Here is a 12,685-nt window from a genome sequence, read left to right as displayed (position 1 = left end):
GCTGGCTTTGTCTTGCTTTAAAATATTCAGCGCTTACCTGAGATAAGCGCTGAAGCATAAAAGTTTATTCCCTTGGTTATTGTCGGTCGTAAGTGAACTGTTGCGCTCCATTCGTACTGCTGTGGTAATGCCGAAGCACCAACTCAGCACCTTTGTAAGATAAATGGCTGTCATCCGTATACATCGCATTGTTCGCCCCAACTTTCATTCGACATGCGCCATTTCTGCAAATGGCCTCGGTCAAGTCGACAAACTCAACGTGCTCAAATTGCTCAAAGTAGTTCACTAACTTCGCCACGTTTTGAGGGTGATGTTGTTTAGGAGAAAAGTCGCAGGCAGACTCTTCCGTCTCGCCAAACAAACGCGCTTTCCAAAGGCATTCTCCTACCGCAAAAGGTGCAGAAGGCGTTGGGCCGAAAACGACCACTTCTTTCCCTTCCAGTTCATTCAGCAATCCAGTTAATGATGCCTCATAATCGGCTTGTGAAAGCTCTTTATTGAAGTTGGAAGAGATAACGACGCGACGAATAGAAGGGGTACGCAAAATGGTATCGACTGCCTGTTTGAAGAACTGTCGGCAAGAAACTGAGCCAGCCTCTTTGATGATGTCGATATAACCGACCGCACAGGAATCTTGAGTAAGTTGCACCACGCCAGTTGGTGTTACTTCGGACAGACGCTTCACGTAAACCATGCTGTGACTATTGCCTAACACAGCGATGGTGGGCTGCGGCGCAGACGAGCACACATCGTTAACGTCGGTGTTGCCGTTGCAATCTAAACCGTAACCGTTGTTCACGCGCATGGCCTCGAAAAATGCACTTCTTTCTGGAAAACCACCGTTTTGATGACCAATAACGCCGAACGTCAGCAAGGGTAACGTCAAAACCGCAATAACCGCAGACACAGTGCGCATGCTCATGGCTTTTCGGCTGCGGAACGGCTTTTCCACAAAGCGCCAAGTGAAGTAAGACAGTACAAAAAGAGCGGCAATGTAAATCGGGATATTGACGTCTTGAGTTGCGTCCAGCATGTAGCGGTAAAACACAAATAGCGGAATATGCCACAAGTACAAGCTGTAGCTGATTAAGCCGACGAACACGACCCATTTGAGGCTCAGCAATTTACCGCAGACATTGTCTTTAGAGGCAAACAAAATCACTAACGCGCTACCGATGACCGGCACCAGCAAAGTGATACCCGCGCCATCTTGCGATTTTTCAAACAAAAGTGCAGAGGCTAATATCAAAACGATGCCAATGGTTGCCAGCGTATCGTTGGAACGAACTTGAGCTTTTCTCATTACTAATGCGAGTAATGAACCGGTTGCCAGTTCCCAAGCACGAGAGAAGATCATGTAGAAGGCGAAATCAGGATCGTTGCTCGCATAGACAATAGTCATCAAACTCAGCGCAAATACCGCGACAAAAAAAGTCAGGAAAAACGCGTTTTTGCCACGAGCGAGAAGCATGAGTAGCAAAGGAATGACAATGTAGTATTGTTCTTCAACGCCCAAGCTCCAAGTGTGAAACAGCGGATTGGCTTGATCTTCTAAACCGAAGTAATTGTGGCCTTTTAAATACAGAAGAATGTTGGATGAAGAAAGAATAGAAGAGACTGCGAACTGACCAACGTCTTTGTGCGCTTGTGGCAAAAATAACCACCAAGACATCAAATAGCTTACGGCAATCACCACCAGTAGCAGGGGAAGTATGCGGCGAATGCGTCGCTCATAAAAATCACCGAGGCTGAACTTCTGGTTTTCCAAATCGTTAATCACGATGGTGGTGATCAAATAGCCGCTGATAACAAAAAATACGTCGACGCCAATAAAGCCACCAGCGAACTGCTCAACTCCTGCATGAAATAAAATCACCAACGTGACAGCAATCGCCCTTAATCCGTCTACTTCCGCTCTGTAAGTCATATCGTGTCCCTCCAACATTCCGTTTAACGAAGTAGAGCAAAATATGAACCAGAAATAATATTACTTTAAATCAGAGCCTTAAAGTGATTATCAAAATGAAAAGGCAGGGGGAAATAACGAATTCCCAAATTGAATTTCAATATGGAAATTCCAGAAAGAGTGATGTTAGAAGCGCTAAATCAAAGAACGTAAAGCGCGAGACACATAAACTTCATTGAAAACGATAACGCTAAAGAAACGATGACAGAGAATACGATTCAGGAAAAAATTGCCAGCTTTACTTGTATCGAACAAGCGTTGGATTACTTCGAAATCGAGTTTGATAGCCGATTTATCGAAAACAACCGAACCGAGTTGGTTAAGAGATTTAATGGCTACTTAATCCTCACTAAACCGGATGATTGGTTTTCAGGCCGCCGCGCACTCAAAAACGCCTACTGTAAAGTACAACGCAGTTTACTAAGTAAAACGACACGCTCTGCGTGTCGAGGTTGTACATCTTGTCAAAGACGTTAATTCTTGGTGGCTTGCCTAAAAAAGAACCCTGCATCTTGGCGTCACAGGGGGAAGAGCAAGGTTCTTTTGGGTTAGCTGTTGGTTTGTCGCGAGTTGCGAATCAGCTTTACGCAGATGAATTAACCCGCGTGATACGCAGGGTAGTCCACTAAGCCTTTTTCATTGCCGCCGAACAATGTCGTAGGGTCATGTTCTGCCAGCGGATAGCCATGCTTGATGCGGCTTGGTAAGTCTGGGTTTGCAACAAACGGACGACCAAAACCGATCATGTCGGCTAAACCACTTTCAATCGCGTGTTGCGCCTTTTCTGCGTTGTAACGACCGGCATAGATCAGTTTGCCTTTATACGCCTCACGAACTGCGGTTTTAAAGTCGTGCGGAGTGTCTGGTGCGTCGTCCCAATCCACTTCTGCAATGTGAATGTAAACCACATTGAGTTTATCAAGCAGCGCAGCAGCAGCGGTGTAGGTGTTGACAGGTGTGCTATCAACGGTGCCGTTTAACGAAGTGAATGGTGCAAGGCGAACACCAACACGCTCTGCGCCAATGGCTTGCGTCATTGCTTCGACCACTTCACCAAGAAAACGCAGACGGTTTTCAATTGAGCCGCCGTATTCATCGGTGCGGTTGTTCGCTTCAGAATCGATAAACTGGTTAACCAAGTAGCCATTTGCTGCGTGAAGTTCGACACCATCAAACCCAGCTTTTATCGCGTTTAATGCGGCTTGGCGGTATTCTTCAATAACATTCTTGATGTCTTGTTTGGTCATTTCACGCGGCTCAACCACGTCGACAAAGCCAGGTTCGTCAGTGCCATTGTCGATAAATACTTTCACGTTTTCCGCTTTAAGCGCAGAAGAAGAAATAGGTTGCTCGCCGCCGATGTTGTCAGGATGAGTCACACGACCAACGTGCCATAATTGCGCGAAGATAACGCCGCCTTTCTCGTGCACTGCATCAGTTACTTTTTTCCAGCCAGCAATTTGCTCTGGGCTATAAATACCCGGTGTCCACGCGTAGCCTTGACCCATTGGTGAAATTTGCGTGCCTTCAGCAACGATTAATCCCGCTTCGGCGCGTTGAGCGTAGTAGGTGGCCATCATGTCGTTGGCAACATTACCCGGTTGAGAGGCTCGAGAGCGCGTCATCGGAGGCATAACGATGCGGTTTTTTAATGAGAGAGAGCCAAGTTGAATCGGTTGAAATAATGCATCTGTCATAGGAAACCTCGTTATTGTTCAGTTTGAATCAGTTCGATTGGGTAGCCGTCGGGATCTTTGATGAATGCGATGTGCGTTTCTCCACCTTTCATTGGACTGGGTTCGCGAGTGACGTTGCCACCAAGCGCTTTGATTTTTTCGCAAGCTGCGTAAATGTCTTCACACCCAAGCGCCATGTGTCCGAATGCGTTACCTAAGTCGTAACTGCCGGTATCCCAGTTATAAGTTAGCTCGATGGTCGCGCCATCTGGTTGTTCAGGGTTACCAACAAACACCAGTGAGTAACGGTATTCTTGGTTTTCAAAACGATCCAAAACGCTCATTCCCAGAACGTTTGTATAAAATTCGATAGATTTGTCTAGGTCAACAACACGGATCATCGTGTGGAGAAACTTCATAAGTCGCCTTTCATAACGTTGCGTAATCACGATGCAAACCTTATCGCCACTCTAAATAAACTGGAAATTATCGTTAATTATGAAAATGATTATTTAACTTTATGGATAATGAGGTTGTTGGCCCTACAACGTGCAAACAAAGATTACTCGCCGTTTCTTTTTAATAATTGGCATATGCTAATTACTCTTTTTACAAGCTGAGTACTTAACATGTCCGCAAACAGCCACTTTCATTCCACTCACGAATCTCATTATCAATGTGCGGTTTGTTCTTCAATCGATGCGAATCCGAACTCTTTGGCGGTGAACTACCAGTGCCTAGCCGATGGTTCTGTTGTCGGAGAGTTTCACGTTTTACCGCGTCATCAAGGTTACACCGACCTGTTGCATGGTGGCATTGCGAGTTCGCTGCTCGATGGTGCAATGACGCACTGTTTGTTATTTAAAGACATTCAAGCCCTTACCGCGCAGTTGGATGTGCGCTACCATGCACCTATTGAGTTAGATGAGCACGTCACGATTACTGCACACTGTGAAGGTGAACGCCGCGGTATATATCAACTGGTGGCTCAATTACTGGTCAATAATGAAGTTAGAGTGACGGCAAAAGGGAAGTTTATTCGCCCTAAAGAGGCGTAAATAAAAACTCGTTCTACGGAGAGATAATGAAGAAATTTGATGAGTTGTACGCAATTGCGACGAGAAAATCTCAATATGACCAAACCAACACTTGGTTTAAAGGCGTAGAGACTTATCTGGAGGCCATTGGCAAAGAAGTCGATGAAGTCCGTGAAGAGATTCGTGAGGATCGCCTTTGTCATTTGGAAGACGAGTTAGGCGATGTGTTGTGGAACTATCTTAACGTATTAAAAGCGTTGGAAAGAGAAAAGGGCATAGATCCTGAGAAAGTACTCGAAAGAGCCTGCACTAAATACGAGCAGCGTGTATCTGCGATTGAATCGGGACGCAGTTGGGATGAGGTTAAACAGCAGCAGAAACAAGCCTTGAACGCGGAACATGAAGCCGCGCAACTAGAGACAATGAAGAGCCAATAACTGCGCGTGATATTATTTAAGATGCGGCGGAATGAGGAAGCCTGATCAATCCTTCGTGCTATTGACGAGCAGCAGGTCACAAGGCGGTTGATCAAGTAACGTGTCTACAGTGCTGCCAGACCAAAATTGGGATGACATGCTTCGTTTACACGCGCCCATAATCAGAATTGCCGCTTGTGATTGCTTAACTGCTTTTGGTAACGCCGTTTCAGGGTTTCCTTCTGGCAGCAGTAGTGGTACTCGTGTTAACTTTTGCGCAGTAATAAAGTCCGTAATGCCTGCTTTTTGGTTGCTCAAAATCTCTGCACGATAGCGAGATAGATAAGGCGCAACGTAGCGGCAGTAAACTAACGTCATTTTTCCGCCCAAGGTTTTTTCTAGCTTTGAGCCTCGCGATACGATGGCTTTATCTACGACCGACTTTGCATCTCCTCGATGAAGCGGATCTATCGCGCAAAGCATGTTGGCGTGAGAAGGCCATGAACGCTCACTTAATAGCAATAAATCACAATCGTTTTTTGCTAGCTCGGTGAGTAAGGTTTGAATGTCGTGCTTGTTAAAATGCCCCACGAGCAGTAAATCTGTGTCGTCGACAAGCCGTTTCGCGACTTGAACAATCCAATGACTCCCTTTGAAATGCTCGTAAGAGAGTGTTGGCGTTTCAACTTCCTCTTCTTCACAAAGTTCGATAACGAAGTCTTTAAATTTTGATGTCCAAGCTTCAAACTCAGCTTGTCTCTTTTCTATATGGTCAGAGTTGAAACTAAGGAAATGCGCGAACGCGTGATCTTCACTCCGGCGGTGATCTTCCACCAATACCACGATGGGTTGAGCCAGTGCTGTCGCAAACTGAATCACTTTACGAAGCACCTTACGACTTGGTAAGGCGGCTTGCTGAGTCAGAAAAAATACTGGTGCCATTGATTACTCCATTATCAAACGAGGCAAATGCGCCTAATGCACACTAAAAGTTTATACCATCCCCTAATGCAAAGACGTTCTGTTTCTGCGAGCAAAATATAAATTCCGCAATTGTGCGCGCCATTGCCTAGAATTTTAACATCAGGATCTCATGCCTTTAGGTAATAGACATCGTGTTGATACTAACGTGATGCCCAAGGAAATCGGTGACAATGATGATAGATTCCAGCCAATTACAAATTAATCGCAAAGTGCCTCACTTGCTTGCCGAGATCATTAAAGCGATAGAGTCGACCGAAGACCTCAGTTTTTTGAAAGACTATCAGGAAGCGCAAATCGCGAACATTTTGGAGTCGGTCAACATTGCTTATCGTAAACGCGTGATAGAAGCGGTGCCGCCAGAGAAGTACTGGACGGTATTAAATTTGCTGCGATACGACACCGCCAAGCACATTCATCAATCACTCAACAAAGAGCTGCAACATGAACGCTTAGCGTACATCACGGATTCGGAACTGATCATCTTTGCAGACTTTCTGCCGACCGAGTTTGTGGATGAGTACCTTATCGACCAAAGTGAAGAGTCGGTCGCGCACATTCAACAAGCGCTGTCGTATGAAGATAACAAAGTGGGGAGATATGCCGAGCCGAATTTTTTGGTCGCAAATCCTAAAAACAGCGTAGGAGGCATCAAAACCGAGTTGTTAAAACGTGGACAAAGCCCGGTGCGATTGATCATTGTGCGCGATGTCGGAGGCGTTATTGGGACGATAGAACCTCAAACCCTGTTGCTGCATGAGAACCATACCAAACTCACAGACTTGACCGTGGTCACGCCAATTCTGGAAGATATCCAAACGATTCAAAGCGTCAGTAAACAGGTCTCGATTGATGGTGGCGCGCATTGGTTTCCTATCATGGCTGGTGGCAAAATTATGGGTGTTTTGTCGATGGCGACCATCGCGATTACTTTGCGTGAACTCAGCTTACAAGCTGTAGTGGCAGAAAACGTACGAAGCGAAGAGGATTTGTTCACACCATTAACTGTGGCGACAAGGCTAAGAACACTTTGGTTGGTGATTAACTTGCTGACCGCTTTTGTTGCCTCTGCAATCATTGGTATTTTTGATAATGTGGTCGAGCAAGTCGTTGCGCTTGCGATCTTAATGCCCGTCGTGGCGAGTATGGGCGGCATCGCAGGTAGCCAAACCTTAGCGGTGGCCATTCGGGGTATCGCATTGAACCACTTGCACCAAAGTAACTTGAAGCTATTGGTGAATAAGGAATTAAAAATCGCCACCATTAATGGCTTGATCATGGGATTAGTCATCGCGGGTGTCGTCTACATGGTGTTTGACTCTTGGCCATTGGCGCTTATTATCTGCTGCGCAATTTTTCTCAATAGTCTGGCGGCTGCGGCATCGGGTACGCTGATACCATTCACGTTGAAGAAGTTTAACATTGACCCTGCCGTAGCTGGCTCGGTAGTATTGACAACCGTTACCGATGTCGTCGGTTTCTTTGCGTTCTTAGGCTTAGGTGCCATCTTCTTGATATAGAAAGCCAATTGACGCGCTAACCCGCTGATCCAATCTCTCCATTTTCCAACCCAATTTTTGGGCAAGCTTGGTTCGCTCAAAATTCCTCCGTTTTTCATAAACGCTGAACACGCCGTTTAAGCTTTCATTTCATCAATATTTTTCACTGCTCATTTCTATCCCAAAACTTTCCACTGCCGATCTCGCTTAACGCTGGCGTGCCAAATGCCATGCCAATTTCAAACGCCAGATAATGCCAATTTTCTTGGCTGTACACGCATTACTTCACTCAAACAAAAAATAAGGAAAAGATTTTGAACAAACTCATCGTATTCACTGGTGGTCCCGGTGCAGGAAAAACCTCGGTTATCGAACAACTAAAAACACAAGGCTTTATCTGCGCGCCAGAAACAGGTCGTCACGTGATACAAATGCAGGTTGCGAATCACGGTTCAGCATTACCTTGGAATGACAAACAAGCCTTTAGAGACGAAATGATGAAGGCAGAAGTGAGCAATTACCGAGCTTTCAATGTCCGCCAGGGGGACGTGTTTTTTGATCGCAGTATTGTGGACGTATATGGCTACAGCAAGTTGGAACAATTGCCAATCTCGCATGAGCTCATCACGCATTGCCACACGCTTCGTTATTATTCTCAAGTGTTCATTTTTTCACCGTGGTCGTCGATATTCAGCAACGATGAAGAGCGAAAGCAAGATTTTTCTGAAGCGGTCGCCACGTATCAACACATGGTCGATGCATACCGCAAGTTTGGTTATCAATTGATCGAAGTGCCCAAAATTTCAGTCGAAGACAGAGTGGCGTTTATTCTCGACTCAGTCATCGAATAAGGCAGACAGACGAATAATGCAAATAAATGCGTAAGGCGATTGTGACCACGACGACAATATGCGTAAAGGGAGTTATTTATACTGGATAAAATTCAATAACTTAATTGAGTATTATGTCTTTCAAATATCTTACCTTATTGCTCGCAACGACGAGCATGAACAGCTTTGCTGATGTGGACCTGCCTTCGGGGGATGATTGGTTAAACCATGTGACGAATGGCCTAGCCCCATATTGGGTGATGGAAAGCGCGCATGGGCAACCTGCGGGGAATTTTCCGACATTTCGTTGTGATAACGGTGTCATTCTCGACCCACAAAAGCCGTGTGAAGAATTAAACAAAGGGTGGATTAGCCCGCACTTCGATCGCGAATACACACGCATGAAATCGCGCCAAACTTACGCTTATGGCGTGCTTTTTCATCTTACGGGTGACAAACAAGCATTAGAGCTGGCAAAGAAAGGGACTTATTACCTGATTGATCATCTACAAGATGAGAAAAACGGCGGCTTTGTGAGCTTTACGCGTAGTGGAAAACCGGGGATGGAGTGGCAACAGCGAACTTCTCAAGACCAAGCTTACGCCTTGGTGGGCTTGGCGATTTACTACTACTTGACGCAAGATCCAAAGGTTGAACAAGCACTTATCGACCAGCAAGCGTTTATATTTAAACAATACCGACGAAGCGATGATCGCGGTCTGGCGTGGGTTTTGAAAGATGGTGATGGAGAAAGTGAGAAGCAGCAAGAGTTAGTCGCTCAACTTGACCAAATCAATGGCTACCTGTTGTTAACGGCGCCACTTTTACCAGAACCAGCGCAAGCCAAGTGGAAGCAAGATCTGCAATGGCTGACGCAAGTGATGCTAGATAACTATCACTCTGACAAAGAGCAGCGCTTTTATGGCGCGATACACCACAAAGCGGTAATGATGCCAGATGCGAAGCACAATGATTTTGGACACACCATCAAAGCGTATTGGATGACGTATCTCACTGGTCAGTTGTTGGAGAATTCCAATTGGACAGAGTTTGGTTTCAAAGGAATGAAACATACGCTTAAACAAGCGCAATACCAGCAAAACTTTGAGCAAGTCAAAGCGTTCTTCTCGCCAGAATGGTAGAGTAAATGGACGCAAGAGAGCATTCCTGCTTGGCAATCAAGACCGCACAAGCATTACAGCTCGTCTTGGGAGTGGGCTGAACTCGATCAAGCGGCGATGACGGTTTCTCTTGTCGATGGTTCGATGAAAGAAACGCTTCAATACACGTTACCCACCTTTATGGACGTGTGGGTGGATCATCAATACGGAGGTGTTGGTCTGAATCCTAAATCAACCAAAGCGTTCCATTGGGGAAATGGTTACCACCAGTTTGAACATGCGTTGGTCGGGTATTTGTACGTGCAACAAATGGCAAAACAGCCTGCCAAGCTTTACTACGCGCGACCAGCCGAGAGTAAAATGTCACTTAATCCATATTACTTTAACGCGGATATAAAAGCGCTTTCATCGCAAAGTGATGGAGTCACTACCGCAACGTTCACCAATATTCGACCATAACTTGGTCGATGGTAGTGTGGTGGTTAAAGTCTGCGTGCAAACTAACAAACCCCAGTGGTAAACTGCGGGTCTGTTTTACATAGTATTTAAAGGTAATTTGATGAACCCGATTCTTGCGATGTTGAAAGAAAACAATATTAGCGACGAGCAAATCAACGAGCTATTTCAGGCGTTAACTCAAAACCCTCTGGCTGCAATGGCAACTATCAGCCAACTAGGTCTGCCACAAGATCAGCTTCAAGCGTTAATGGCGCAGGTAATGCAAAATCCTGTACTGATTAAAGAAGCAGTGGAAGAGCTGGGCCTAGACTTCTCCAAAGTAGTAGAAGCCAAAGCTAAGCTACAGCAGTAATCGAGTTTTCGATAAAAACAAAAGCCGCCAGAGCCAAATGGTTCTGGCGGCTTTTTTACATCAGATGAAAGGTACGCGACTCCAACGGGAAAACGAATAGGTTGAGCTTAACTTGGTGCTTGCATAAAAAATTAAGTGCGATTCTAGTCACGTCGCATGAACTCACGGGTGCTATTGGAAATAAATGAATTGTTTCTAATACATAGAACGTATTAACATGGTTGCACTAGGCCCATATGAGTAAATTCATTGAATATACAATTTGAGAGAGGGTTTAGTTTTAAAAAATAATAGTTAGTTGGAATCTAGGTTAAATGAAAATAAATATATTTAAAAAGCTACAAGTTGTATTTCTTGTGGTGTCAGCATCTTTAATGGTGGGGTGTTCGTCTATAGATGCGCATGCTGGTGGCGGATACGGAAAGCCGTTTTCAGGCACAGCGTTATCAGTCGCACGACAACCTTGCTATTTAAGATCTGATATTACTTCCATCGCGTTATATCCACTTTCATTGATTGACATTCCTTTGTCGTTAGCAACGGACGTTGTGTTTCTTCCTGTTGATTTAGTCATGGTAGCTACACCCACAACGAGTTATGGCGGCGTTGTTTCTCTAGGTTGTCCAAGCGGCAGCATGATCTAAAGTCTGATTTTATTGAAATAAATGGAAGGAAATGAAAGTGGAATCGAAAAATAATTACTCAACAGAAAACAACGCTCCCTCGGTGCTCTTTGTAACGTCGCTTTTGTGTCTGGCATCAGTTTGTTTGGCCATACTGCTATTTATTATTGAGTACATTTCTGGCATAGAAATGAACGGTGTCGGCTTTCTTGGGACGTTAATACCAGCGATGAGTGTAGGATATTATTTTGGCTATAAAACAGGGAATATAATGCCTTCGACAACGAGATGGTATTCAGTGCTGCTTTGGAATTTATCGAGCTTAGTGGTGTTTTCTCTCATCTTAATGTTTTTGGGCATCTCTATATTTGAATTGATAGCGGAACTAGGCTGGTTCAGTATTATTATCGTTGTATTAACGTTAATAACCGTTTGTCTCGGGTACTTTATTTTCAAGAGTGGTGAAAAAATGGCGATTAAGGTTTTGCTAAAAGCGCAAAAGAGTGCGTAACTCACAAATAACGAACGCTTAAAGATAGATACGTAAAAAAGACGCCAGCCATATCGTGCTGGCGTTATTGTTTTCTCTTTCTTTTTGCCTCTTTGGTCTCAAGCAAAATCGAATGTTTTAGACGAAACGGTCTTTCCACGAAAACTCAACATGTTTATGTCTGCCCAAACGTGTGTATAATTCGCCGGAAATTACGATTTACAGATAACGAAAGGTAAGTATGGCAGTCCTCGAAATTCTCTCCATTCCAGACCCAAGGCTTAAAGTAAAAGCAGAAAAAGTCACTGACGTATCGACAATACAAACGTTGATCGACGATATGTTAGAAACACTTTACGCAACGGGCAATGGCATCGGTTTAGCTTCAACCCAAGTGGGTAGAAAAGAGGCGGTTGTTGTCATCGATATCTCTGACGAACGCAATGATCCTTTAATCTTAGTCAACCCAGAAGTGGTGAGCGGAGAAAACAAAGCGCTTGGTCAAGAAGGGTGCCTATCTGTTCCCGAATACTACGCCGATGTAGAGCGTTACACATCAGTTGTTGTGTCTGCATTGGACCGCGATGGCAACCCGATTACAATCGAGAGCGATGAGTTCTTGGCGATTGTGATGCAGCATGAAATTGATCACCTATCTGGTAACTTGTTCATTGATTACCTTTCACCGTTAAAGCAAAAAATGGCGATGAAAAAAGTGAAGAAGTACGTAAAGGCGCAAGCTAAGTAATATGAGAGGAAGTAACTCACAACCGCGAGTTGCTTCCTTTTAAATCAAGAATAAGTAGAGTGCTTTATCTCGGTTTTTTGGAGACATAACGCTTTACGACCTTCATAAGCCTCTGAAATGAAGAACAGTCCATATGTGACTCATGAGGGCAGGTGGCAACATGGTTTAGGCTGTCTCGCACCGCTTTCAAACGTGTTATTTGCTCATCAATTTCAAGCGCCTTTTTCGCCAGTAAGTCACGATCAATGTATGGCTTTGAACCTTCTGAGTGATTCAACATTTCTGCCATTTCGTTAAGTGATATGCCAGCGATACGCCCCAAACTAATGATGTTGAGTTTATTGAGTACCTCTGGTGAATATTGACGTCTCAATCCATTCCTTCCTATCGAGCGAATTAACCCCAACTGTTCGTAGTATCTGAGCGTTGAGGTCGGCAATCCTGATTTTTTAACCACTTCTGCAATATCCATATTATTCCTCATTGA

At 44.7% G+C, this 12,685-nt stretch carries 14 protein-coding genes and 1 pseudogene; 10 read left to right on the top strand and 5 right to left on the bottom strand.

Annotated features, from left to right (window positions below):
• Nucleotides 1–76: 76 nt before the first annotated feature.
• Complete coding sequence (locus tag NB463_RS10845) at nt 77–1,927, bottom strand: acyltransferase family protein (RefSeq protein ID WP_258431183.1); 1,851 nt, start codon at nt 1,925–1,927, stop codon at nt 77–79.
• Between the two features lie 240 nt (nt 1,928–2,167).
• On the opposite strand from NB463_RS10845, the gene NB463_RS10840 reads away from it, so the two are divergent.
• Nucleotides 2,168–2,443, top strand: coding sequence for a nitrogenase-stabilizing/protective protein NifW (locus NB463_RS10840; protein WP_053808474.1), 276 nt, complete (start codon nt 2,168–2,170; stop codon nt 2,441–2,443).
• A gap of 119 nt (nt 2,444–2,562) precedes the next feature.
• On the opposite strand, the gene NB463_RS10835 is transcribed toward NB463_RS10840, so the two are convergent.
• On the bottom strand, nt 2,563–3,663 hold the full coding sequence (locus NB463_RS10835; protein ID WP_045545997.1) for an alkene reductase: 1,101 nt from the start codon (nt 3,661–3,663) through the stop codon (nt 2,563–2,565).
• A gap of 11 nt (nt 3,664–3,674) precedes the next feature.
• Nucleotides 3,675–4,061, bottom strand: coding sequence for a lactoylglutathione lyase (gene gloA / locus NB463_RS10830; RefSeq protein ID WP_053808473.1), 387 nt, complete (start codon nt 4,059–4,061; stop codon nt 3,675–3,677).
• A gap of 210 nt (nt 4,062–4,271) precedes the next feature.
• Between gloA and NB463_RS10825 the strand changes: the two genes are divergently transcribed.
• Nucleotides 4,272–4,700 (top strand): PaaI family thioesterase, encoded by a 429-nt coding sequence (locus tag NB463_RS10825; RefSeq protein WP_045627353.1) that lies wholly within the window; start codon nt 4,272–4,274, stop codon nt 4,698–4,700.
• Between the two features lie 26 nt (nt 4,701–4,726).
• Complete coding sequence (locus NB463_RS10820) at nt 4,727–5,116, top strand: MazG nucleotide pyrophosphohydrolase domain-containing protein (RefSeq protein WP_005395204.1); 390 nt, start codon at nt 4,727–4,729, stop codon at nt 5,114–5,116.
• 45 nt (nt 5,117–5,161) lie between these two features.
• Here the strand turns inward: NB463_RS10820 and NB463_RS10815 are convergent, their stop codons facing one another.
• The gene (locus NB463_RS10815; RefSeq protein WP_053808472.1) at nt 5,162–6,037 is read right to left on the bottom strand and encodes a universal stress protein; all 876 of its coding nucleotides are present in this window, start codon (nt 6,035–6,037) and stop codon (nt 5,162–5,164) included.
• Between the two features lie 212 nt (nt 6,038–6,249).
• Here NB463_RS10815 and NB463_RS10810 point away from each other — a divergent pair, with 212 nt between their 5' ends.
• The 7 genes and pseudogenes from NB463_RS10810 to def all read left to right on the top strand — a co-directional run bounded on the left by NB463_RS10810 (nt 6,250) and on the right by def (nt 12,198).
• The gene (locus tag NB463_RS10810; protein ID WP_053808471.1) at nt 6,250–7,596 is read left to right on the top strand and encodes a magnesium transporter; all 1,347 of its coding nucleotides are present in this window, start codon (nt 6,250–6,252) and stop codon (nt 7,594–7,596) included.
• Nucleotides 7,597–7,889: 293 nt separating this feature from the next.
• On the top strand, nt 7,890–8,426 hold the full coding sequence (locus tag NB463_RS10805) for an AAA family ATPase (protein ID WP_053808470.1): 537 nt from the start codon (nt 7,890–7,892) through the stop codon (nt 8,424–8,426).
• Nucleotides 8,427–8,539: 113 nt separating this feature from the next.
• Nucleotides 8,540–9,985: pseudogene (locus NB463_RS10800) on the top strand (N-acylglucosamine 2-epimerase).
• Between the two features lie 100 nt (nt 9,986–10,085).
• Nucleotides 10,086–10,337, top strand: coding sequence for a DUF2999 family protein (locus NB463_RS10795; protein WP_005395194.1), 252 nt, complete (start codon nt 10,086–10,088; stop codon nt 10,335–10,337).
• A gap of 314 nt (nt 10,338–10,651) precedes the next feature.
• On the top strand, nt 10,652–10,981 hold the full coding sequence (locus NB463_RS10790) for a YceK/YidQ family lipoprotein (RefSeq protein ID WP_080253353.1): 330 nt from the start codon (nt 10,652–10,654) through the stop codon (nt 10,979–10,981).
• Nucleotides 10,982–11,012: 31 nt separating this feature from the next.
• Entirely contained in the window at nt 11,013–11,471 is a 459-nt protein-coding gene (locus NB463_RS10785) for an ABZJ_00895 family protein (RefSeq protein ID WP_170892643.1), read from the top strand.
• Between the two features lie 220 nt (nt 11,472–11,691).
• The gene (gene def, locus NB463_RS10780) at nt 11,692–12,198 is read left to right on the top strand and encodes a peptide deformylase (RefSeq protein ID WP_005395192.1); all 507 of its coding nucleotides are present in this window, start codon (nt 11,692–11,694) and stop codon (nt 12,196–12,198) included.
• A gap of 64 nt (nt 12,199–12,262) precedes the next feature.
• On the opposite strand, the gene NB463_RS10775 is transcribed toward def, so the two are convergent.
• The gene (locus NB463_RS10775) at nt 12,263–12,670 is read right to left on the bottom strand and encodes a helix-turn-helix domain-containing protein (protein ID WP_053808503.1); all 408 of its coding nucleotides are present in this window, start codon (nt 12,668–12,670) and stop codon (nt 12,263–12,265) included.
• Nucleotides 12,671–12,685: the final 15 nt, after the last annotated feature.

The sequence above is a fragment of the Vibrio sp. RM-41-2B genome (genome assembly GCF_024744415.1).
Lineage (GTDB): Bacteria > Pseudomonadota > Gammaproteobacteria > Enterobacterales > Vibrionaceae > Vibrio > Vibrio diabolicus.
The sequence above is the reverse complement of the archived record's forward strand: the minus strand, read 5'-3'. Positions and strand labels throughout refer to the sequence as shown.